This is a genomic window from Microbulbifer sediminum, assembly GCF_021729035.1.
In the GTDB taxonomy this organism is placed as follows: Bacteria; Pseudomonadota; Gammaproteobacteria; order Pseudomonadales; family Cellvibrionaceae; genus Microbulbifer; species Microbulbifer sediminum.
Genome location: NZ_JAJSAP010000001.1, coordinates 489,405 through 512,514, shown reverse-complemented (window position 1 = coordinate 512,514; position 23,110 = coordinate 489,405). Strand labels below are relative to the sequence as shown.

Annotated in this window: 20 protein-coding genes; 7 read left to right on the top strand and 13 right to left on the bottom strand. The window is 60.2% G+C overall.

All coding sequences use genetic code 11. From position 1 onward, the window contains the following. Positions 1-12 precede the first annotated feature (12 nt). Positions 13-657 carry a hypothetical protein gene (locus LVD11_RS02080; RefSeq protein ID WP_237055451.1) on the top strand — a complete coding sequence of 215 codons (645 nt, stop codon included), beginning with the start codon at positions 13-15 and terminating at the stop codon, positions 655-657. Between the two features lie 189 nt (positions 658-846). Here LVD11_RS02080 and LVD11_RS02075 read toward each other — a convergent pair whose 3' ends face one another. Beyond that, a complete protein-coding gene (locus LVD11_RS02075; protein WP_237055449.1) occupies positions 847-1,098 on the bottom strand; it encodes an HP1242/YdcH family protein in 252 nt (83 codons plus the stop codon). Positions 1,099-1,286: 188 nt separating this feature from the next. Between LVD11_RS02075 and LVD11_RS02070 the strand changes: the two genes are divergently transcribed. Together LVD11_RS02070 and LVD11_RS02065 are read left to right on the top strand one after the other, a co-directional pair. After that, the gene (locus LVD11_RS02070) at positions 1,287-3,401 is read left to right on the top strand and encodes a TonB-dependent siderophore receptor (protein WP_237055447.1); all 2,115 of its coding nucleotides are present in this window, start codon (positions 1,287-1,289) and stop codon (positions 3,399-3,401) included. An 87-nt stretch (positions 3,402-3,488) separates the two neighbouring features. Continuing rightward, a complete protein-coding gene (locus LVD11_RS02065) occupies positions 3,489-4,631 on the top strand; it encodes a PepSY-associated TM helix domain-containing protein (RefSeq protein WP_237055445.1) in 1,143 nt (380 codons plus the stop codon). Here LVD11_RS02065 and LVD11_RS02060 read toward each other — a convergent pair. Then, positions 4,606-4,869, bottom strand: coding sequence for an HP1242/YdcH family protein (locus LVD11_RS02060; RefSeq protein WP_237055443.1), 264 nt, complete (start codon positions 4,867-4,869; stop codon positions 4,606-4,608). The genes LVD11_RS02065 and LVD11_RS02060 overlap by 26 nt on opposite strands. Positions 4,870-5,118: 249 nt before the next feature. Between LVD11_RS02060 and LVD11_RS02055 the strand changes: the two genes are divergently transcribed. Then, positions 5,119-5,796: a cupin domain-containing protein gene (locus LVD11_RS02055; protein WP_237055441.1), complete on the top strand. Its 678-nt coding sequence runs from the start codon at positions 5,119-5,121 to the stop codon at positions 5,794-5,796. 11 nt (positions 5,797-5,807) lie between these two features. Here the strand turns inward: LVD11_RS02055 and LVD11_RS02050 are convergent, their stop codons facing one another. The 5 genes from LVD11_RS02050 to LVD11_RS02030 all read right to left on the bottom strand — a co-directional run bounded on the left by LVD11_RS02050 (position 5,808) and on the right by LVD11_RS02030 (position 11,370). Continuing rightward, a complete protein-coding gene (locus LVD11_RS02050) occupies positions 5,808-6,473 on the bottom strand; it encodes a TetR/AcrR family transcriptional regulator (protein ID WP_237055439.1) in 666 nt (221 codons plus the stop codon). Positions 6,474-7,318: 845 nt separating this feature from the next. Next, on the bottom strand, positions 7,319-8,323 hold the full coding sequence (cydB, locus tag LVD11_RS02045; RefSeq protein WP_237055794.1) for a cytochrome d ubiquinol oxidase subunit II: 1,005 nt from the start codon (positions 8,321-8,323) through the stop codon (positions 7,319-7,321). Between the two features lie 23 nt (positions 8,324-8,346). Further along, positions 8,347-9,726 carry a cytochrome ubiquinol oxidase subunit I gene (locus LVD11_RS02040; protein WP_237055437.1) on the bottom strand — a complete coding sequence of 460 codons (1,380 nt, stop codon included), beginning with the start codon at positions 9,724-9,726 and terminating at the stop codon, positions 8,347-8,349. A 91-nt stretch (positions 9,727-9,817) separates the two neighbouring features. Beyond that, positions 9,818-10,378, bottom strand: coding sequence for a GbsR/MarR family transcriptional regulator (locus LVD11_RS02035; RefSeq protein ID WP_237055435.1), 561 nt, complete (start codon positions 10,376-10,378; stop codon positions 9,818-9,820). An 86-nt stretch (positions 10,379-10,464) separates the two neighbouring features. Then, on the bottom strand, positions 10,465-11,370 hold the full coding sequence (locus tag LVD11_RS02030) for a DUF1853 family protein (protein ID WP_237055433.1): 906 nt from the start codon (positions 11,368-11,370) through the stop codon (positions 10,465-10,467). Between the two features lie 132 nt (positions 11,371-11,502). Between LVD11_RS02030 and LVD11_RS02025 the strand changes: the two genes are divergently transcribed. After that, positions 11,503-12,414 (top strand): bile acid:sodium symporter family protein, encoded by a 912-nt coding sequence (locus LVD11_RS02025; RefSeq protein WP_237055431.1) that lies wholly within the window; start codon positions 11,503-11,505, stop codon positions 12,412-12,414. 30 nt (positions 12,415-12,444) lie between these two features. On the opposite strand, the gene LVD11_RS02020 is transcribed toward LVD11_RS02025, so the two are convergent. After that, positions 12,445-13,137 carry a Crp/Fnr family transcriptional regulator gene (locus LVD11_RS02020; protein ID WP_237055429.1) on the bottom strand — a complete coding sequence of 231 codons (693 nt, stop codon included), beginning with the start codon at positions 13,135-13,137 and terminating at the stop codon, positions 12,445-12,447. A 100-nt stretch (positions 13,138-13,237) separates the two neighbouring features. Here LVD11_RS02020 and LVD11_RS02015 point away from each other — a divergent pair, with 100 nt between their 5' ends. Both LVD11_RS02015 and LVD11_RS02010 read left to right on the top strand, forming a co-directional pair. After that, a complete protein-coding gene (locus LVD11_RS02015) occupies positions 13,238-14,002 on the top strand; it encodes a class II aldolase/adducin family protein (protein WP_237055427.1) in 765 nt (254 codons plus the stop codon). Between the two features lie 32 nt (positions 14,003-14,034). Beyond that, positions 14,035-14,640, top strand: a complete 606-nt coding sequence (locus LVD11_RS02010; protein WP_237055425.1) for an HD domain-containing protein — start codon at positions 14,035-14,037, stop codon at positions 14,638-14,640. A gap of 4 nt (positions 14,641-14,644) precedes the next feature. Here LVD11_RS02010 and rlmD read toward each other — a convergent pair whose 3' ends face one another. From rlmD to LVD11_RS01985, 5 genes are all read right to left on the bottom strand, one after another. Continuing rightward, the gene (gene rlmD / locus LVD11_RS02005) at positions 14,645-15,973 is read right to left on the bottom strand and encodes a 23S rRNA (uracil(1939)-C(5))-methyltransferase RlmD (protein ID WP_237055423.1); all 1,329 of its coding nucleotides are present in this window, start codon (positions 15,971-15,973) and stop codon (positions 14,645-14,647) included. Positions 15,974-16,039: 66 nt separating this feature from the next. Continuing rightward, positions 16,040-17,311: an MFS transporter gene (locus LVD11_RS02000; protein ID WP_237055421.1), complete on the bottom strand. Its 1,272-nt coding sequence runs from the start codon at positions 17,309-17,311 to the stop codon at positions 16,040-16,042. A gap of 12 nt (positions 17,312-17,323) precedes the next feature. Beyond that, entirely contained in the window at positions 17,324-19,699 is a 2,376-nt protein-coding gene (locus LVD11_RS01995; RefSeq protein WP_237055419.1) for an autotransporter family protein, read from the bottom strand. A 62-nt stretch (positions 19,700-19,761) separates the two neighbouring features. After that, entirely contained in the window at positions 19,762-20,538 is a 777-nt protein-coding gene (locus LVD11_RS01990) for an OmpW/AlkL family protein (RefSeq protein WP_237055417.1), read from the bottom strand. Between the two features lie 294 nt (positions 20,539-20,832). Next, the gene (locus LVD11_RS01985) at positions 20,833-22,917 is read right to left on the bottom strand and encodes a M13 family metallopeptidase (RefSeq protein WP_237055414.1); all 2,085 of its coding nucleotides are present in this window, start codon (positions 22,915-22,917) and stop codon (positions 20,833-20,835) included. Positions 22,918-23,110: the final 193 nt, after the last annotated feature.

Below are 23,110 nucleotides of genomic sequence, written 5' to 3'. Positions count from 1 at the left end.
GTGGCGGACCAGATGCTAGGCCCCGTTGGCCCGTGGCTGGCCATGATCGGCTTCGGTGCCTTTCATGGCCTCAACCCGGGCATGGGCTGGCTGTTTGCCCTGTCACTGGGGTTGCAGCAGCAGCGCGAGCGGGTTATCTGGCTCTCCCTGATACCCATTGCCGCCGGGCACGCCCTTGCAATTGGCCTGGCGGTAGTGCTGGTGCTGTTAGGCTTGCGGGTGGTGTCGCTGGCTGCCCTGCAGTGGATTACCGCGGGGGTGCTGCTGCTATTCGGTCTGTACAAGTTGTTCAATTACTATCGCCATCCACGCTGGGTGGGTATGAAAGTCGGGGCGGGGGACCTGTTCCTCTGGTCTTTCCTGATGGCCACCGCGCACGGTGCGGGTCTTATGGTGGTGCCGGTGCTGTTGGGGGTTGCCGGGAGTATGGAGGGGCACGCCGCACATACCGGCCACGGCGAGAGCGGTGGAGTCGCAATGCTGGTGGCAGTAGCCCTGCATACCGCTGCCATGCTGCTCGTGATGGGGATCACTGCCTGGTTTGTGTACCGGAAGTTCGGCCTGGCCATCCTGCGGCAGCGCTGGGTCAATTTCGACCTGATCTGGGCCTGTGCGCTACTGGTGGCCGCGGCCATTGCAGCGCTGATGGCGCTATAAGTGCCGCCGCTCTCGTCCTGCGCTCACTCATACCTTAAACAGCGACATGGCCCTGACCTTTCTTGCGCCTGCGGTCCAGGCCGTCATCGTTCGCCCTGTTTCAGTGGGCATCCTGAGAGGCTGCCTGTCCGACACCTGGGCCGTCGCCCTGGTTTCCCGGTGTTTCCCCGTTCCCGCACGTCCAACTGCTCACAGATGGATATTCATGTCGGTAATCCGCCGATACAGCCGGTCTTTCATATGGGCCCGCTGAATCTTCAGTGAGTTGAAATGCTGGTCATCGGTGGCGACACCGCGTTCCTCCAGGCCCCGTATCTGCTTATCCAGCCTGTGGTAGGTGTCGCTCTGGGCCTTGAAGTCCAGGTCGACTTCACTGAGCCGGCGGATGGTTTCTGAGTGCTCGGGAAAGTCCGCTTCCAGAGTATGGGGAGCAATGGCCATTGATCGACTCCTGGCTAATTTTTAATCTGCCACAGGATTTATTGTAGTTGCAAAGGGTGACAGCGGCCCCATTGTTAAAGCGAAATGATAATAATTTGCAAAAGCGTTTACGGTTTACTAAGATGCCCGCCGTAACAACAGGGACACAACAAGGGGAGCAGATTGTGGGCACTGAAAATCCAACGGGGATGCGTCGCACGCTAATCGCAGCGGCACTGGTCGCGATCAACGGCACAGGGACCGGCCTGGCCTTGGCCGAGGAGGCCACGGAAGACCAAAAGCCGTCACAGGCGGCGCTGGAGCAGGTGGAAGTAACCGGGGAAGAAAGGGGCACCTACCTGCCGGGGGAAATGGATACCGCGACCGGGCTGGGGCTCACCGCGCTTGAGACACCGCAGTCTGTCTCCCTGATCAGTCGTGCAGTGCTGGATGACTTCGCCATCGACAGCCTGAATGAGGCGCTGGCGACCAGTCCGGGCATCATGGTGGAAAGTGTCGAGACGGATCGCACCTACTACACCGCCCGGGGTTTTGATATCACCAATTTCCAGCTTGACGGGGTTGGTGTTCAGGCCACCTATGGCAACCAGAATGGTGAAATCGATACCGCTATCTACGAACGCATCGAAGTCGTGCGTGGCGCCAGTGGCCTGATGGCCGGTGCCGGTAATCCCTCTGCCACCATCAATATGGTACGAAAGCGTCCCACCGATGAGCTGCAAATGGTCCTCCGTGGCACCGCCGGCTCCTGGGGCAAACGACGTGTGGAAGCAGACCTGAGCGCACCCCTGACAGGCTCATTGCGGGGGCGTTTTGTGGCTGCCAGTGAGAGTCGCGATTCCCATTTGGATCGCTACGGCATCGACAAGAACGTCGCCTATGGTGTGCTGGAGCATGAGCTGGGCAGCTCGACACGCCTCACCGGCGGGATCAGCCACCAGGAAAGCCGTGCCAACAGCCCCCTGTGGGGGGCGCTTCCATTGACCTATAACGACGGCTCTCCCACCGACTACGACGTCTCCGCGAGTACCTCGGCGGACTGGTCCTGGTGGGATACTGTCGACACCAGTGCATTTGTAGAGCTGCAGCACGAGTTTGCCAACGGCTGGCAGGCCAGCGCCTATTACAATCACGCGGAGATCGACGGAAATAGCGAGCTCTTCTACATGTACAGCCTGCCTGACCCGTCCACCGAGGTCGGCCTGATCGGCTACGCCAGTGAATATGGCCTTGATGAGCAACAGGACCTGTTGGACCTGCGCCTGAGCGGAAGTTTCGCTTTTGCCGGTCGCGAACACGAATTGTTGTTCGGCTATACAGCGGCCGAGGGCAGTGTGGAGGACTACTCACTCTACGACTATGCCAACGGATTCCCGGCCATCGGCGACTTTACCCAATGGCAGGGTGATACCCCGGTACGCCCGGTATTCACCGATGGCCTGAGTGGCAGCGACTGGACCGACCGTCAACAGTCGCTGTACGCCGCCACACGCCTGAAACTCACCAGTGCACTGTCACTCATAACCGGTGCGCGGGTCACCGACTGGGACAGCGAGGGGGAGAGCTACGGTGAAGACCACAGCACCGAGGCGTCCGGGGAAGTGCTGCCCTATGCCGGGCTGGTTTATACCTTCGCGGACCAGTACTCCGCTTACGTCAGCCATACCGGGACTTTTATGCCGCAGCGGGATATGGGGGCAGACCTGAATCGCCTGGCGCCGGCTGAGGGCAATAACAATGAATTCGGCCTCAAGGGTGAATTCATGGATGGAAAACTGCAGGCATCAATGGCCGTGTTCCGGGCAGAGCATAACAATGTTTCGGAATCTGCCTATTTCGACGCGGAGCTGGGGGCAACCATCTACGAGGGTCGTGATTATGAAAGCCACGGCTATGAGCTGGAGTTGATCGGTGAGTTGGCGCCGGGGCTGCACGCTTCCCTTGGCTATACCGACCTGCAAATCGAAAACCGGGAAGGCGAGGAGACGCGCAACTTTGTACCCGGGCGGGTACTGCGAGCCTACGCCAATTACCGCCTGCCGATGCTGGAGCGGCTGAAAATCGGTGGTGGCATTAACTGGCAGGACGATATCGAACGGACCACTGCCATCGGCGCCACGGTCAGGCAGGATGCCTACGCGACGGTCAGTGCCTTTGCCCGGTACGCCGCGAGTGAAAACCTGACCCTCTCCCTGAACGGCAACAACCTGACAGATGAGAAGTACCTCAACAGCCTCTACTGGGACCAGGCATTCTACGCGGCACCGCGAAATTTCAGTGCTTCAGTGAGCTGGAATTACTGATACGGCGCGGTCAATTCAACCCCTGGCAGCTGGGCGAGGGCGACGGCTCGGGCCGTCGCCCGTCTGTGTGTTAAAGGCAGGCAAAGAATGAATAAGATCCTGTTCAAGCTTCATAGCTGGATGGCGCTGGTGGCCGTTGTCCCGCTGTTGGTCATCTGCCTCACGGGCAGCATCCTGGTTTTCAAGCATGAGATCGATGCGCTACTCATGGAGGATCGTGTACGTGTCGATTCGGCGGGGAGTGAACGACTCGGGCTGGATGACCTGCGCCAGGCCCTGGAAACGCAGTTGCCGGATTACGAGATTGTCGGCTGGACCCTGTTCCAGGACCGCAATCGCGCGGACCTGGTCTACATGATGGCGCATGGGAGCAGCGAGTGGCGTTACGCGCTGCTAAACCAGTACAGCGGCGAGGTACTTGCCCGGCCGGTCGGGCTCACCCACTATCTGACCGACTGGCTGCTGGACCTGCACTACACCCTGCTGATGGGCGACTGGGGGATGCTGGTCAGCAGCATCTTTTCCATCCTTCTCTGCCTGCTCGGTATTACCGGCCTGGTGTTGCACCGGAAGTTCTGGAAAAACTTCTTTACCCTGCGCTGGAAGGCGCGGCTTATGGTGTACTTTTCCGACCTGCACAAGATGAGCGGGGTGATCGCCTCCCCCGTGCTGCTGGTGCTTGGTTTCACCGGCGCCTGGTGGAATATCACCCACTTTGCCCATGAGCTGGGGGAGCATGCGGAAGGGCAGGGGCATCATGTGATGGAGGGGCGCCTCTACGATGGCCGCCTTTCGTTACAGGCCCTGCAAGACGATGCCGTCCGGCGGGTGGAAGGCTTTGAGGCCACTTATATCACCATGCCCTGGGAGCCGGGTGTCAATATTACTTTCTGGGGCGATGTCCCAACCGGAAACCCGCTGTTGAGCCAGTATGCCAGCAGTGTGACCTACAATGCGCGCAGCGGCGATTTCATCACCAGTTCTGATATCCGCGACGCGGGCTTCGGCGCAAAGTTTGTCGACAGCTACCGGCGATTGCACTTCGGGAACTTTGCCGGCCTGGCCAGTCGCATACTCTGGTGTGTGATCGGGCTAAGCCCGTTCCTGCTCGCGATAACCGGCCTCTACCTGTGGTCCAGGCGACGGGGCAAGCGTCGCTCTGCCAGGGCAAAGCGACGCGCGTGCCGGCTGGGCGGCGGGCAGCTCAGCCCGGCTCGTGGGCAGGGCTGAACTCGACAATCTGCTGGTACAGCTGATCCTTCATCTGTACCCGCATTTTCTTCAGTGCGTTGTAGTTCTGGTCATCCGTCGTCACGCCTGAGGCCTCCAGCCCACGTATCTTTTTGTCCAGCTGGTGGTAGCGCTCACTCTCCAGCTTGAACTCCAGGTCCTCCCGATAAAGCTGCTTGATCTTATCCGCGTATTCCGGGAAGTCTCGCTCGAGAGTGTGGGCTTCTATAAACGGCATACTGATCTCCTTGTTGGTGCAGCCGCCAGCTGCGCGAGTCTTGTGTCAGGCCTGGCGGCAGTCTATGTCGGCAGGTCGACTTGTTGGTTCCAAGTCGTGCCAGCGATGAATGATTCGGTGCCAGTTTTTGCTCAGGATCGGCTCATTGATGGCTTTGGTGGTAGGGGGTGTCTCCCCTCCAATTGCCTACCATATAATCTGTGACTAGGATGTCGTCGAAAATATCCTGAAATTCCCCGGGAATTGCCGATGAGACTCAATGCAGATTTCGGCCGGCGCGCGGTGGTGCTGCCGGGAGACTATGAATGGAAACCGTCCCCGGTGCCGGGGGTGGAGAGAATGATGCTGGATCGCATTGGCGAGGAGGTTGCGCGGGCCACATCCCTGGTGCGCTACGCGCCGGACAGCGAGTTTCCTGCCCACGAGCATGGCGGCGGCGAGGAGATCCTGGTACTGGAGGGGGAGTTCGCCGACGAGCACGGAACCTACCCGGCCGGTACTTATATCCGCAATCCCATTGGTTCCAGCCACAGCCCCCGGGTTGGCGCCCGCGGCTGCGTAATATTCGTAAAGCTTCACCAGCACAGCGACAGTGAGCGGGAGCGCGCCGTGATTGATACACGGAGACGGCAATGGGAACCGGGGCCTGAGCCGGGCCTGGAGCTGATGCCCCTGCATGAGCTGGACGGCGAGCGGGTGGTGCTCGTGCGCTGTGCCCCTGACCGGGAGTTCCAGGACCGGGCTTTTGCCGGGGGGGAGGAAATCCTGGTGCTGGAGGGGGCCCTCTACGATGATCACTGCGCCTATCCCGCCGGTAGCTGGATCCGTAACCCGCCGATGGAGGCGCATCCGTTTTTTACCCGGGAGACAGGAGCGGTGATTTACCGTAAGACGGGCCACCTGGGCGACCTGGCCGGCCGCGAATGAAGTTGGCGGGTCTATGCGACCCGCTTTTCCAGCAACTCACCAATGTACATTTTCAGGTAAGCAATGGTGGCGCGCTTGGACTCGCTGGTCATCTCCCCGGTAATACGGCCGTAAAGCGTATAGGATAGCGACCAGAGTGTGTGGCTGATGCTGATGGCAACCAGGAAGCGGCTGTTCCAGTCATTGGAGTCCGGTAACTGGAATTCCCTTATGCAGCTATCGTACAGGATCTGTGCCAGGCGCTGGTTGTTCGACAGGATCAGGTCTCGAATAGCCCAGCTGGCATCCGGGCCAAACCGCAACTTCTGCATTGAAGTGTTGGATTGGTAGTAGGACAGGGCCCGCTCGCAGACAAGGCATACCAGTTCCTGCCAGCTGCTGAACTCAGCTCCCGCCGGCCGAAAAGCCTCCTCATGGAAGTTGGTTTCAAAGTAGCGTTCGGCCAGCGCCGTAAGCGCTGCGTCCTTACTGGGGAAAAAGTGGTAAATGGAAGCCGTCGGGACCCCGGCAGCATCGCTGAGGTCGGCAAGGGTAATCTCGCTGGCCTCCCGTTCGGAGAGCAGTGTCTCCAGGTTGTCCAGTAGCTTCTCGTATTTTTCCCGACCATTCTTCCGCTGGGGTTTGCGGGGCAGGGCAATGCTGCGCTTGGTCTGGATTAGCTGATCAGTATCACTCAATTCCATACTCCAGTCTCTCACCATTGGTTATCCGTTCCGCCTGGCTTAAGTCATTTCCCGGGGGAAATGCTTTACGGAACGGGTGATCAGGCGCTTCAGGTAAGCATTGGGCCACGCACGCGTGCTGCGCGTTTTATAGGGAGGTATTCCGGCCCCGCTCAGTAAAGCGATCAGCTGAAACAGTGCTCTCGATATTTATGCGCAGGGGGCTGCCCGACAACACTGGCTGCTGGGTGGGGGAGTGATAACTTGTCGTTGATATGGTTTTTCGCGTCCATTGCTCTAACTATATTTTTTTGGGTTTTATCCCCTCCGATTGCTCGGCCGGGATTGCAGGTGAAAGTGATCCAAAAGCTGGGCTTTCACCGGTTTCTCTCTTGAAGGTTTTATTTTTTATTATTCGCCGGATTGTTTTTGATTTTATATGGCGGTTTTTATTTATCATTATTTCAAGAGCTTGAATGGTATAAAGTTTTATTGGCGTTGGAAAGATTGTTATCACGCTTTTTTTGTGAGCGATGTTGCATTGGTTCAATGAATTTGATGTAAGTCTCAAAAACAATATTTCCTGTGGCGAGAAGTCGAAATATCGCCGCCTAAGTCGAACCTTTATTCAGTTTGCTTTCGGGTGTGTTTAAGGTACGGCGGCGGCCTTTGGTGTGAATTGCCAGTCACCCAAAGAGGTCAGTTCCCCCCTTTCACCCATGCAGGAGGGTAACCGGGGAATGCCGGAAATCGGCACCAGCACGGCCGGTGTTTTCGAAGGTGGGGCTGGTGCGGCTGGTACCAGGGTGACGGATCGCGGGAAATGGGGCCCAGGATCCGGGCCCCGGAAGGAATTGTTGTTAGTGGTACTTCAGTGCTGTTGCCTTACCGAGGAAGACCCGGTAAGCCAGTGCGGTGTATGCGATGATGAGTGGGACCACTATTACAGCACCGACAAGGATAAACGTCAGCGATTCGGTGGCACTTGCGGCTTCCCATATATCGAGCTTGCCGGGAACAATTTCGGGGAAAAAGCTGAATGCGAGCCCGGAGAAGCAAAGCATAAATATGGCCACGGTAAGGAAGAATGGCACACGGCAGTGCCGGTCGTTTTCCTTTGGCATGCGCTTCAGAAGCCTGTCATTAAAGACAAAAATAGCAAAGCAGACTGTCGGGATCAGCAGCACAAACATCACCAGGGGATAGGTAAACCAGCGGTCAAATACTCCCGGGTTAACCAGCGGGTTCACCATTGACACCGCCACCACGCCGAGGAAGGTTGCCCGGCCCGCGCGCCGCGCCCAGCGTACTGCGCGTCTTTGCAGCTCGCCCTCGGTTTTCATCACCAGCCAGGCGGCACCGACATAGGAATAGGCTGCGGTGACTCCCAGGGCGCTGAGGCAGGAGAACAGCAGTGCGTTCCAGTGGCTGTCGAACCCCATCACATACTGCCCCAGCATATAGCCCTGGGTGAGTGTGGTCAGCAGTGATCCTGCCTTGAAGGTTCGGTCCCAGGTAAGTTTCAGGTCGACCGCTGCCTTGGCGCGGAAGTCGAAAGCGACCCCGCGCATGATCAGGCCTATCAGCATCAGGGCCGCCGGAATATAGAGGTGCATCAGGATCATGCTGTGGGCTTCGGGGAAGGCGATCAGCAGAATGCCCACGGCGAGTACCAGCCAGGTTTCATTGGCGTCCCAGAAGGGTCCGATTGAGGCAATCATGGTATCCCGCTGCGCCTCATCTCTGGATTGCATGGGCAGCAGTATGCCAACGCCGAGGTCGTATCCGTCCAGGATGGCGTAGATCAGTACCGCGAGGCCCATAAGCCCGATAAAGATAATCGGCAGCCATTGGGCGTAAGTCAGGCTCTCGTTCAGGATTTCGGCGTTCATGCTGCACCCTCCTCGGCGGATCCCGGCAGGCCGCTGGTGGTGCCCTCGGAAGACGGCGACTCGGTCTCGAACTCTTCCACCTTGACGGCCTTGAGGGCCATGACTTTCAGCGTGTGGATATAGGCATACATCAGGATGACGTAAACCGTCAGGTACAATGCCAGTGAGAAGCCCACATTGGTGGGGGCCAGGGGTGTTACCGCATCGGCGGTTCTCAGGATCCCGGTAACCAGCCAGGGCTGGCGACCTATCTCTGTGACATACCAGCCGGCCAGGACGGCGGCCCAGCCAGAGAACGTCATACCCACCAGCACCCGCAGCATCCAGCGAGGCAGCTCCTCTCTTTTGATCAGCAGGTAACAACCGGTCCAGGCGGTGAGCAGCATCAGGATCCCCATGCCCACCATGATGCGGAAACCGAAAAACAGCGGCGCAACCGGGGGGTGGTTACCCTCAAATTCATCGAGGCCACGGATCTCCCCGTCCACCTCATGGGTCAGGATAAGGCTGGCCAGGTGCGGCACAGCGATCTCCGCGTGGTTGGTGCGCTCCTTTTCGTCAGGGATCGCGAACAGCAACAATGGCGCACCGCGTTGCGTTTCCCAGATTGCCTCCATGGCGGCGACTTTCTGGGGTTGGTGCTTGAGTGTATTGAGCCCGTGCAGGTCGCCCACATAGGCCTGGACTGGGGCCAGGATCGCCGCAATAACCAGCCCGGTTTTCAGCGCCAGGCGTGGCGCCAGCTTTTCGTCCCCCTTGAGAATGCGGTACGCAGAGAGCCCGGCAACAAAAAAGGCGGCGGTAAGGCCGGAGGCGAGCATCATATGGGTATAGCGATAGGGGAAGGATGGGTTGAAAATAACCTCGAGCCAGCTGGTGGCGTGGATTACACCGTCACGTATCTCGAAGCCCGCTGGTGTCTGCATCCAGGAGTTCAGTGCCAGGATCCAGAATGCGGAGAGAGAGGTGCCGATGGCTACTACCAGGGCTGAAACTGTGTGCAGCCAGCTGGGCACCCGGTCGATACCGAACAGCATGATGCCGAGGAATGTCGCCTCGAGGAAAAACGCGGTAAGCACCTCGTAGCCCAGCAGGGGGCCGGCGATATTCCCCACGTTTTCCATAAAACCGGGCCAGTTGGTGCCGAACTGGAAGGACATGGTGATGCCGCTGACGACACCGAGCGCAAATGTCAGGGCAAATACCTTTACCCAGAAACGGTAGGCGCGCATCCAGACGGGATTGTCGGTCCGGTCGTAGCGCAACTTGAAAAAGAACAGTATCCAGGCGAGTGCCATGGTGATGGCGGGAAAGAGGATATGGAAACTGATATTGGCGGCGAACTGTATTCTTGACAGGACCAGGGTATCTAACATGGTTACCTCGGTAGATGATGGGCACCCCGAGGCTAATAGGATAGATGCTCTGGCGCGCCCTGATAGTAAAAGGTCTGCACAAGGGAGGATGTCAGTCCCCGGCGCCGGAGGTTCCTCCTTTCAGCTTTTCCCGCAGGTCGAGGAGCCGGCTGAGGCCGGAACCCATTTTCATCAGTCGCAGCAGGTCGTCCTCCCCGAGGCGGCTCAGTGTGGTGGCGAACTCATCGAGCAGTTCCAGCAGGGCGTATACCTCCTGCATCCGCTCCTGGGTGCGCTTTTCCTCTTCATCCTGGGCGTCGTTCAGTAGTAACTGCCGCAACAGGGAGAGTGTGGGGTCGAGCTCGCGCTTGCGCCGTTCCTCGAACACGGTCCGTGCCATATCCCAGATGGAGCCGGCGGCGGTGAAGTAGTCCTTGCGATCCCCGGGACGATGGTGCAGTTCCACCAGGCGCCAGGCCTGCAGCTCCTTGAGCCCCATGCTCACGTTACCGCGGCTGATTTTCAGCGCCTCTCCCAGCTGGTCGGCATTGAGGGGCTCGCTGTGGATGGTCAGTAAGGCCAGCATTTGGCCGACCGTGCGATTGAAGCCCCAGCGGCTGCCCATCTCGCCAAAGTGCAGCACGAATGCCTGGGACTGACTGGATAGTTTCATTACTTTTTGAGCTTTCAGAAATTTCTGAAAATTGTAAAGGCAAATTGATGTATGTCAACCCGCGTATCATCCGGTGATGGTAGGGCTCAGAGGCTTTCTGTGGCGAGATCGAGCCAGTTGTCCGGGACGATAAAGCCGCGAACCGCCTCGCCTGTCTCATTCTGTGCCGCGACACAGACGGGCCCGCGGCTCCCTTCTTCCCGCAAGTTGGCAGCGAAGGCCTCGCAGCTTGCTGTGTCGGTAACCAGGTAGCCTCGTTCCGCCAGCCAGGCTCGCTTCGGCAGGCGAACCCACCGGTAGGGCAGTGCGGCAAAGTGGAACAGGAACTCGTCCGCCGGCGCCCACCAGTAGTGCGCGGTGGCTGGATTGATGGTCCGGTGCAGGGACGTGTTGCCGTCGTCCAGGGGGCGGAACAACCGGCCCGGCATCAGTGCCCACTGGCGCTCGATGCATATCCCCTGCTGTGCCAGCAGTTCTGCAGCGGCGGGCTGCCGGATCAGGGGCAGCTGGTGCTCGCGCATCCTCGCCAGCTTGATATCGAGCCTGTCCCGCAAGCCCGGCCCCACCCAGAATTCTTCCTGCACCTGCAAGTAGAACTTGACCGCAATTTCCCAGTGCTCGGTGAGGCCGCTGGGGTGGTGCCGCACGATAAAGTCCAGTTCTCCCAGGGTGCGGCCACCCGCGCGCAGGGGCAGGTTGCGGTGCAGTAGCCGGTAGTCGGGGTGGTGGGTGAAGGCAAAGGCCCAGAGGTTTTCGAAATAGGCGCCGAGTCGACTGGCCGATCGCTGCTGGTCGGCCCGGTCGAGCGTCCCTTGCAGTTGCGGCGCCAGCTGCCGGGCAATGTCGTTGCGGGAGAAGTAATCGGCCAGTTCGGACTGGCGCTGGGGGGGGAGCCACGGTAACCCGAAGTCGCCGACGATGTTCTCCGCGCCCAGCGCCCAGATCAGGTTGGCCCAGTGGTCTGGCGTTACGGATGATTGTCTTGCAAGCATCTGCTCTCCATTACGGGGGTGGTACAGGCTCTGGGCGGACACTTTGCCCCGGCAATTTTTATGGCGCGGACGTGCCAGCGCTGTGCTAGGGTTTGGGCAACCAGAATTACATAATAACGAATGGAGCTGCCTGTGGAATCCGGACCAATGATTTCGATCGGCCTGCCGATCTCCCTGTTTATCATCATGATCGGCATTGGCATGACCCTCACCGCGAGGGAGTTCCACCAGGTAACGGTAAAGCCTGCGGGATTGCTTCTGGGCACGATTGCCCAGATCCTGGTAATGCCGCTGGTCGCCTTTGCGTTATGCTGGCTCCTGGGGCTGCCACCAGCAATTGCTGTGGGGTTGGTGGTTATTGCCGCCTGTCCGGGGGGCACTACCTCCAATCTTTTCACTCTCCTCGCCCGGGGCAATGTGGCGTTGTCCATTGTGCTGACAGTGTCGGCCAGCCTGATCACGGTCATGACCCTGCCGATATTCACCAACTACGCGCTGCAGCTCTTTATGGGAGCGGAGCGGGAAATCGTGCTGCCCTTTGGACGCACGGTGCTGATGCTGTCGCTGATCGTCCTGTTGCCGGTAATAATCGGTATGGGCGTCCGTGCCTGGAAGCCACAGCTGGCCGCCCGTGCAGAGAGCGTGGTCAGTATTTTCGGCGGCCTGGTGCTGGCGGTGTTGGTTGTCGCGCTGGTATACGGTATCCGGGACCGCTTTCTGGAGCTGCTGGCCCAGGCGGGTCCCTCGGCCATTGTGTTGAACCTGACCGGTGTCGCCCTGGGGCTGCTGACCAGCCGTGCCTGCGGGCTGTCCCGGCGCGAGGGGCTCGCTGTGGCCACAGAACTGGGCATCAAGAACGGTACCCTGGGGCTGATGGTCACCCTGACCCTGTTGCACTCCAGCGAGATGTCGGTGCCCTCGGCGATCTATGGCGTATTGATGTTCCCCATCGGCTTCCTGCTCGCGGCCTATGGCCGGCGTGTGATTCCATCAGGCAAGCGGGCTGGTAGTGAGGAACCGGTCGAACCGGCGGGAGCCGGTTGATTCCAGGGGGCTTTTCCTCTCGGCAGCGGGTCAGTCCAGCTGCCTGATATAGGCCTGCAGGCGGGTGGGGTCAGGGATGGTCAGGCGACCGTACTCGAACTGGACCAGCCCCCGGGCCTCGATAGTTTTCAGTACCCGGTGCAGCCCCTGCCGGGTCATCCCCATCATATTGGCGAGCAATTCCCGGGTCATGCGGAAACTTGTCGCGCCACTGGCGTCGCTCACCGGGTTCTGCATCTGTGCCAGGAACAGCAGGCGCCGGGCGATGCGCGCCTCGGTGCCGCGCAGCACATCATCCTGGATGATCGACATGGCGGCCCACAGGCGCCGGCTCACCAGGTCGAGGGCCACCGGGTAGGCCTCGGGATACTGCGCCAGCAGTCCGCGTAAGGCCTCTCCGGCGACATCGACCACCTCGCAGTCCTCGTGCGCCGTCGCGCCAAACACCCGAGGCATGCCGGGGGAAAATACCGTGTCACCGAACCAGGCACCCCTATCAAGCAGGGCCAGTGTTGCCTCGCGGCCCTCGGCATTGCCGGAGCAGATCCGTACCCGCCCCGCCGCCACGATTGACAGGCGGCTCTGCAGTGAGCCTGCCGGATAAATCTCCTGCCCCGCAGGATAACGGTGCAGGCGCGCATGGCCGGCCAGGGAGTGCCTGGCGGTATCAGGCAGGCCGGCGAGCAGGGGGCAGGCGTCGAGAAATGGCAGCAGTTCAGTCATCCGCCAAGTGTAAACAAGTTGACAGTGTTGGTGGCAGATCGATTCCTAGAATGCAACCGGCTGATAACAACAAATACTGAGCGATAGACGGAGAAGTGCAATGCTGGATTCAATACCGTCCCTGCAGGGCAAGGTCAGCGACGAGGAGTGGCAACTGCGTGTCGAGCTGGCGGCGGCGTATCGGCTGGTTGCCCATTACGGCTGGGATGAGCTGGTTTTTACCCACCTGTCAGCCCGGGTGCCCGGCCCCGGGCATCACTTCCTGATCAATCCCTTCGGGGCACTGTTCGAGGAGATTACCGCGTCCAGCCTGGTCAAGATCGACCTCGATGGTGAAAAGGTGGAGGACACCCCCTTCCCGGTCAACCCTGCGGGCTTCACCATTCACAGTGCCATCCACCAGGCCCGCGAGGATGCCCAGTGTGTGATGCATACCCACACCACCGCAGGGGTGGCTGTGGCTGCCCAGAGCGAGGGCCTGCTGCCGATTTCCCAGCAGTCCCTGTTCCCCCTGTCGGGTCTTGCCTATCACGATTATGAGGGTATCGCTGTTCGGGACGATGAGAAGGTCCGGCTGGTGTCTGATCTGGGCAGTGCCAATTACATGATCCTGCGCAACCATGGCCTGCTTACCTGCGGCCCGACCGTGGCTGATACTTTCCTGGCGATGTTTATTCTGCAGCGCGCCTGCGAGATCCAGGTGGCGGCACTGGCCGGTAACCAGCGCCTCACGCCGGTCCCGCAACCGATTCTCGACAAAATCCTGGGTGAGGGCGACAGGGTCACCAGCAGCCAGGGTGGCAAGCTCATCTGGCCTGGCCTGTTGCGCAAGCTGGATCGCATGGACCCGAGCTACCGCGATTGAGACTCAAACGAACGCCAGCCAGGAGAGACCCGATGGGGCAGGAAGTTCAGCAACAGGCACAGTTTACGCATATGGAGCATGGCACGGCGGAGGACTGGCAGGTGATCGCCGATGCTTTCGGTCCATACGCACGGCAACTACCGGAGCGGATAATTGACCACCTGAAACTGCTTGAGGGTGACTGCGGCGGCTTCCCGGTGGATCGGCTGACCCACTGCCTGCAGGCCGCGACACTGGCCTACCGCGACGGCAGGGACGAGGAGTATGTGGTATGCGCACTGTTGCACGATATCGGCGATACGCTGGGTAGCTATAACCATGCCGATGTGGCTGCGGTGTTGCTGGAGCCGTTTGTCAGTGAAGCCAACCACTGGATGATCAGGCACCACGCGATATTCCAGGGCTACTACTTTTTCCACCACCTGGGCATGGACCGCGAGCTGCGTGAGCAGTATCGCGGCCATCCCCACTACGAACGCACGCTGGAATTCGTATCCAGGTACGATGCCCCTGCATTCGACCGGGACGGTGAGACCCTGCCGCTGGAATTCTTTGAGCCTATGCTTCGGCGGGTCTTCGCGCAGCCCAGGAAATCCCTTTACAGGAAAGCGGTGGAGACCATCGCCCGATCGGGCTGAAACGCTACTTTTCTCGCTCGAACATGGCCATGGACTCGACGTGCGTGGTCTGGGGGAACATGTCCATCACACCGGCCCGTTGCAGGCGGTAGCCAAGCTTCTCCAGCTCTGCGGCGTCGCGGGCGAGTGTGGCCGGATTGCACGAAACGTAAACGATCCTGCTGGCCTGGAAGCGCGCCAGCTCCCGCACCACCTCGATGGCCCCCGTGCGCGGCGGATCGATCAGAACCTTGTCGAAGCCGGCCCTGGCCCAGGGTTTTGCACTGATATCCCTGGTCAGGTCGGCGGCGTGAAAGGTGACATTGTCCAGGCCGTTTGCGGCGGCGTTTTCCCGACCGCGGACCAACAGTGCCGCCTCACCTTCCACGCCCACCACCGCTGTCGCCCGGCGCGCCAACGGCAGCGTGAAATTCCCCAGCCCGCAGAACAGGTCGAGCACCCGCTCACCGGGCTGGATATCCAGTAATTCCACAGCACGTTCAACCATCTGCCGGTTGATGGCGAAATTCACCTGGATAAAATCCAGCGGGTGGAACCCCAGCTGCAGGTCAAATTCGGGCAGCCGGTAGTGGAGGCGTTCTGCCCCGGTACCCGGCCAGAGCCGGTGGACGCTGTCGGTATCACCCGGCTGCAGGTAAAGGTGGATGCCTGCCCGTTGTGCGAATGCCAGCCACTGTTGCAGGTCTGCCTCGGGCAGGGGGTGCTGGTGGCGCAGGACCATGGCACTGGCGTCTTCCCCGATGGCAACTTCCAGGTGCGAAAAGCCGGCACGGCTTTCACAGTGGCCGATCAGCTGTGTTAGTGCGGGCAGGTGCCGGGTAAAGTCGTCCGGCATGATCGGGCACTCGCTGATAGGGGTAAGCTGGTTGGAGCGTTTTTCGCGGAACCCCAGCACAACGCCACGGCTACGCGAGGCCCGGATACCCAGTCGCGCCTTGCGCCGGTAGCCGTAGGGGGCCGCCACCAGTGGCGGCAGTATTTCGGGCACAATAATGCCCGCGAAGCGTTGCAACTGGTCCAGTAGTATCTGTTGCTTGGCAGCGATCTGGGCCGGTGCCTGCATATGCTGCAGGGCGCAGCCCCCGCAGGCATCAAAATGAGCACAGCGTGGGACGCAGCGATCCGGGGATACCTCGATAACTTCCCGCGCGACACCTTCGTCGAACTTCGAGCGGCTGGCGGTGTAGCCGATCCGCACCGTTTCCCCCGGCAGGGCGTTATCGACAAATACGGTTTTTCCCCTTACGCGGCCGATTCCGCGCACCTCGTGGCTGAGCCGTTCGATTTCGACCGTAGGGGTGCCGGCCGGCAGGCGCTGGCGCCGTCTCTTCATGCTGTGTACCGCTGTGTTGATCCGCAGGGGGCAAGGGCGCCATGATAGGCAGCGCCGTCCCGGGTGTCACGGGTGCGACCCGTCCGGCACGCGCGCCAGCAGCAGCCCGCCGGCGACAAAAAGTACGACCAGCGCCAGCATCGAGTAACGCACATCCCCGAACCAGGCCCCGAACAGGCCGAACAGGGGCGGTCCTGCCAGGGCCGCGAACTTGCCCATCAGGTTGTAGAAACCAAAGAACTGCCCGCTCTTTTCCACCGGGATCAGCTGTGCGTACAGCGAGCGACTCAGTGCCTGCACACCGCCCTGGACCAGTCCGATCAGGACGGCGATGGCGAAGAACTCCCATGGGTATCGGATAAAGGCTCCCCAGGTACAGACGATGGTATAGACCCCGAGACCGATATAGATCCCGCGCCGGGCACCAATGCGCGCCCCCAGGTAGCCGAAGGCCACGGCGGCCGGGAACCCCACGAACTGCACCAGCAGCAGCGCCAGGATAAGGTGAGAGCGCTCAAATCCCAGGCCTCGTCCGTAGGCCACTGCCATCCTGATGACTGTGCCGACCCCGTCGATGTACAGCCAGTAGGCCAGCAGGAAGGTGGCCACCGGCCGGTAATGCGGCAGCATACGCAGTGTGGCCCGCAGCTGGGCGATGGCCTGGCGCCAGGCCGGCTGGTTACCGCTCGCCACTGGTTCAGGTTCCGGAACCCACATCAGCAGTGGCAGAGAAAACAGTGCCCACCAGAGCGCGGTCACAATAAATGCGGCCAGCGCCGCGGTAGTGCTGTCAGTGAAGCCGAACAGCTGTGGCTGCAATGCTGCCACAACACAGCCCAGATAGAGCAGGCCGCCCCCCAGGTAGCCGAGCCCGAACCCCAGCCCGGATACCGCGTGCCACCGCGATGGCGGTGCCACATGCACCAACAGGGCGTCGTACAGGAGGTTGCCGCCGAGAAAGCCGACAGTGGCGCACACAAACAGCAGCGATGCGGCCAGCCAGTCGCCACCGGGCACGCGGGCGAGCAGCGCCGTGCCCAGTACACCGCACAGGGCAAACAGGCACAACAGGCGCTTGTGCGCGCCTGCGCGATCCGCCAACGCTCCCAGGAATGGGGCGCTGACAGCGATGACCAGAGACGCTGCGGCGTTGGTCCACCCCAGGCGCAGGTTGGCGGTTTCCGCCGAAACGCCGATATTCCAGAAGTCCTGGTACAGCAGTGGGAAGAAACCTGCGAGGACGACGGTGGCAAAAGCGGAATTTGCCCAGTCGTAAAAGGCCCAGCTCCATATCCGGCGCCGGTTATAGGGCGAAACCGGCTGGCCCGCGGTCTCCACGATGCCCCCGGGCTACCACTTCAGGCGCAGGCCGAAGATCACCGCTGCACTGACACTGTCGCCGAATTGTTCCAGGCTGCTGGACAGGTTGAGCTCGCCGTAGACGGAACAGTGATCACCGCACTCCTCGTATGAGGCGCCCAAGGCGACAGTCCCAAACCAGTCATCCGGTTCCTGCTCCAGCAAGGTTTCCGAGACAGTCACCCCGCTCTCATCGCCAGCGTTGTAGATAATGCTGGGGGTGAAATAGAGGCTGTATCTCTCCAGCTCCCGGTTACCAAACATGTTGGTCCCAGCCTTGCGTCTTGATACCCGCTCTTCAAAGGCTGCCCCGAGACGGAGACTCAAACCACCGTTGTCCACATCGGTGACATGCACATCGTAGACATCGCGAAAGTCGTCGGCATCCTCGTTGCTGTAATTCAGCTGCAGCTGGGGAGTGACGGAATAGTGGTTGCAAAGCTTGAAACTTCGCCCGGCCTCCACCGAGAACCCGTAGCCGAATGCATCACGGTCTTCGGGCAGCCGTCGCAACCCCCCGGCACGCAGGTCGGACTGGAACCAGTTGAGGTAAACCTGCGAGTCGGCGTAGGTGCCGTCGGTGCCATACCAGGTAAAGGTACCCGTAACACCGAACTGCTCGGTATCAATAGTCCCATGGCCAAAGAAAGACGTGATGTCGGTGTCGGCCTCGCCGTAATGCAGGGCAATCCCGGCGATGGGGGCGCGGCCGTAGATGTCGTAGTGGAGGGGAACATCCAATCCCAGCTGGACCAGCCAGCGATCCTGCTCCCACTGGCTGGATGTGGTGGTGAGGTCTGGGGCCTCTTCGATATAGCGGGTCTCCGCGCGAATCCATGGGCCACCGCCGTCGATGGTACGCTCGCGGGAGTCGACGTAGTCAAAGGAGCCGATATCCCAGTAACTGCTGCCCATCCAGAAGCGGTTGCCCAGCCGCTGGCGCAGGGTAGGTGCCTGGTTCAGCGAACGCAGAACCTGGGCATAGGATTCGTAGACCACTGCGCCTGGCTGCCAGCGCGATCTTTGTTCAATCGAGTTCCCACGCGGAAACTCCAGCGATGACCGCAGGTACCAGTTGCCGTCCTGGGGATCTGATAATGCATTGTGGTGCAGGGTATAACCGTAGGCGCCGGCTATCACCGCCGGGTAGCCGTCCAGACTCACGTAGTCGCCATCAAGGACCAGTGCATCCCCGGGGGAGTCGCCGCCGATCTCGACGATGCGGATGCCGTCACCAGTCGTTAACGCGCCGAGCCCCCCGAGGTTTTTTATTCGCAGCGTAGTGCGTCCAGTCAGGGCATTCTCTATTCGCAGCACGTCAGCCGGGGAAGAGTCGGTATTCAGCTGTGCGTCCAGCCACAAGCGGCCATTGCGACCGATAAAGCTCCCGTAGTGTCCGCCGCTGTTGCGCACCACCGAGACGGTATCGAAACGGTTATTTTGCAGGTTCACGGTGCCGGCATTGGCGATATTGCCAATCAGGGTGAATTCGGCGGGGTCGAACTCCACCAGCCCGCCCCAGAACACATCGAGCCCGAGATGGTTGCCATCCACAAAGCCGCCCCCCACCTCCAGGCCACCGACAAAAATTATTTTTGAGCTGCCCTGTACACCAATGCGTTCCCAGTTCCGCAACAGGCTGCCATCGATCGTGTGATCGAGCTTGAACAACAGAAAGTCGATATCGCCATCGTCGGGACTGTGATCGTCACCACCATCCAGCACCGCATCGCCCTCGTAGGCATAGGCATCTATTTCTACCGTATCGGAACCGGTGCCGCCGCGAAACTCGAAAATGACACCTTCATCCCAGTAAAAAAAATCATCGCCGGCACCGGCGTCGATAAATTCGTATACCAGGCCACCATCGAGCAGGATATAGTCGTCACCTGTGCCGGTATTCACTTGCAGCGCGAGACCGTCCAGGATCTCGACGGTGTCATCGCCCGCTCCTGTGTCGATGCCGCTTCCGTTGAAGAAGTCCCCTACCACGGATTCGCGGCTGTTGAGGATGACGGTATCGCGACCGTCACCGGTGAAGACACCGCCTTCGATATCTGCCCCCAGGATATTGACCTGATCGTCCCCCTCGCCGGCATCCACGACATTGATTGTGCCGCCGAGTAGCTCCAGGGTGTCGTCACCCTGGAGTGAGGACACATCAGCTCCGTCCGCATCGTTGTCTTCATCACAGGTGATCAGGTCATTACCTGCGGTACCGATATTGTCCGGGCTGCAGGTCGCCCAGCTGCCCGATGCTGCGGTGAGCAGGCCCAGGGCCAGCAGCGGGTAGCCCAGGAAGCCCCGGGCACGGGTGATTTTTTTGTCTTTACGTTTGCCTTGTGCCGGCTCAATGTGCTCGATCACCGATATACCTGTCGTTATCCGGAGTCTGTGGCCACCGGCTTGCGCGCCGGTCCCGGTGATTGCTAAAACTTGTAACCGATTGCGAAATTGACTACCCAGGGGTCGTAGTCGAAGTCTGAATAGAGGCGGTCATTGCCGCGTCGGGTGCGGTAGCGAATATTGGCGTTGGTATCCGACTTGAAATAGACCAACGCAAAGTTAAGAAGCAGCGGCATGTCTCTGACCGGTGTGTAATCCACGCCGATCTGGCCCGCGGGGCCCCAGGAATGCCCCAGGGTGAGGTCTGCGGGACCCGTGGCGAGCCCTGCATCGACAAGGTAAGCCGCAAAGTCCCCATCAAGCCGGTCATCGTGATAGTCGGTATAGTTGATGCCCAGGCCAAAGTAAGGGCGGGCCTGGCAGGAAGCGTCCAGCGGGTACCAGTTGACAAAGGCGTTGGATGAGGTCGCCTCGAACTTGCCCAGGTCAATGGTGTTCCTGCCGGGATAGACGTAGAAGTTACTGAGGTTTACATCGTATTCGGCCCCGTCGATATACATCAGCTCGATGCCCCAGTGTTCCATGGGGCGCCATGCGCCGGAAATATGCCAGGTGGTTTCGCTGTCGAATTCCCACCGGGTGCGGTAGAGGTCGAATGACTGCAATACGGCGAACTTGAGTTGGCTGGAGCGGTCATCGGGATGAATGTAGGAGCCGCCGATCCGGAGCATGAAATCGCCCCAGCCGATATGATGCCACTCCTGTGGCCTATCCAGCACTTCCGGCTCTCCCGCCGGCCCGGCGGCAGACAGAGATGGGAGCAGGAATATTGCGGCGAGCAGGGTCTGGAAAAGTTTCATCTCGGGCTCCATCCGGGGAACGTCAGGCTTATTGGTTTCCGGCCGGGTGCGCGCAGCCCGGTTTACGATTGCCTGGATTGTGCGGACACCGGCGGATGATTTGTCGCTTTCACCGGTGAGGCAATGGACTGCCGCCACTGAACATTTACATTAGCACGCGAATTTCACCCTGCACCCGGAGAGAGGAATCACGCGCTGTCGGTTGCAGGAAGGACAATAGGGTGGGGTATCTCGCCCGGGGGAAAATAAAAAAGCCCCGCAGTGCGGGGCTTTGGAGTGGTGTTTCGCCGGCACTTACCAGATGGTGACGCGGTCCTCTTCCGGCAGGTACATCTTGTCGTCTTCTTTTACGTCAAAGGCGGCATAGAACCCGGAAATATTCGGCAGCACACCCAGCACCCGGTATTTCTTCGGAGAGTGCGGGTCGGTCTTCAGGCGGTTACGCAGCGCCTCATCCCGGGTCTTCCCGCGCCACACCTGGGCCCAGCCCATAAACAGGCGCTGGTCACCGGTAAAGCCATCGATCACCGGTGCCTCTTCGCCCTCCAGTGACATCTGGTAAGCCTTGTGGGCAATACCCAGGCCCGACAGGTCACCGATATTCTCGCCGAGGGTCAGTTCACCGTTGATGTGGTCGCCCTCCAGCGGCTCGAAGGCGTTGTACTGGTCGACCAGTTTGCCGGTAAGCTGCTCAAAGTTGGCGCGATCGCTGTCGGTCCACCAGTTATTCAGGTAGCCCTGCCCATCGTATTTGCTGCCCTTGTCGTCGAAACCATGGCCGATTTCGTGGCCGATGACCGCACCGATGCCGCCATAGTTAACGGCGTCCTCTGCCTCCATATTGAAGAATGGCGGCTGCAGGATCGCGGCCGGGAACACAATCTCGTTCATCGGCGGGTTGTAGTAGGCATTGACCCGCTGCGGGTTCATATGCCATTCACCGCGGTCAATGGGCTGGCCCAGCTTGCCGCGCTCGTAGGCGTTTTCGAAAGCGCGGGCCGCGATCACGTTCCCTACCAGGTTATCAGCGCTGACCTCGAGCGCACTGTAGTCACGCCACTCGTCCGGGTAACCGATCTTGGTGGTGAAGTTGGCCAGCTTGTCCAGGGCCTGCTTCTTGGTCTCCTCGCTCATCCAGTCCAGTGATTCGATGGAGTCGCGATAGGCCGCCTTGAGGTTGTCCACCAGCTCCAGCATGCGCGCCTTCGCTTCCGGGGGGAAATGCTTTTCCACATAGCGCTTACCCACCAGCTCGCCAGCGGAGCCATTCACGAACTGCACCCCGCGCTTCCAGCGCGGCTCCATTTCCGTCACGCCGCGTACGGCGGTGCCATAGAAATCGAACCGGGCCTGCGCCAGTTCGCCGTGCATGTATGGGGCCATGGCGGTCAGCAGCTTGATCTTCAGGTAGCGCTTCCAGGTCGCCAGGTCGGTGTCGGCGATAACCTGGTTGGCGGCCTCGAAGTAGTCGGGCTGGCCAACGATCACGCTGTCGAGGGCATCCAGACGGGCTTCGGGCAAGTAGGCCTCCCAGTTGATGGCGGGCATCAGTTCGGCCAGCTCTGCGAGGGTTTTCTTGTTGTAGGTTTTGTCCGGGTCGCGGTTTTCTACACGGGTCCACTGGTGCTTGGCAAGGCTCTCTTCCAGCTGGTAGATAGCCTCTGCCTGGGCCTCGGCGTTCTCCAGGCCGGCAATCTGCTGCACCTTGACCAGGTAATCCCGGTAGGCCTGCTGTAGTTTCTGGCCCTTTTCGCTGTCGTCAAAGTAGGAGTCGCGGTCAGGCATACCCAGTCCGGACTGCCAGAAGTATGCGGTGTAGGATTCGACATCCTTCACGTCCTGGTTAATAAACACCCCGAATGGGGCGTCGTAGCCGATGCTGTCGGCGTAGGCAAAGTAGCGGGTCAGCTGGTCCCGGTCTTCAATGGCATCGATCCTGGCCAGCTCGCCGGCAATGGCCTGCATACCCAGCTCTTCAACCCGCTCCTCATTCATGAAGCTGTTAAACAGGGCCCCGATCTTTTTGGCTTCGGGCGTCTCGGCATGCTTGCCGGCCTCCTCGATCAGTGCCTTGACCCGCTCGGTGCTCAGTTCCGCCAGCTGGTCGAAGGTACCCCAGCGGGACTTGTCGGCGGGGATTTCGGTCTTCTCCATCCAGCCGCCGTTAACATAGGCAAAGAAATCATCCTGCGGGCGGACCCGGGTATTCATGGCGTCCAGGTCAATACCGGAGCCGAGCTCGGCTTGCGGGGCGCTCGCCTGCCCGGCGACAGCCTGTGCCCCGTCAGTGGCATTCTGCTGCCCGGCAGTGGTGTCCTCTGGCTTCGAACAGCCGGCCACGGCGCCGGCAATGGCGAGGGAGAGAATCAGTTTTTTCATACTACGGCCTTTCGCGGTCTGTTTTTTCCCATGGGATAGTAAGCGTTGGCGCCATTCGCGGGCAACCGGCCTGCGGCCAGTGGTAACCCTGGAACGGTGTACAGAGGGAGGGCGTTTGCCGGCAATGCGGCATGAATCGAAAAGCCCCGCACGGGGCGGGGCTATAGGGTCTTTCGGGCTGCGCCGTTGGCGG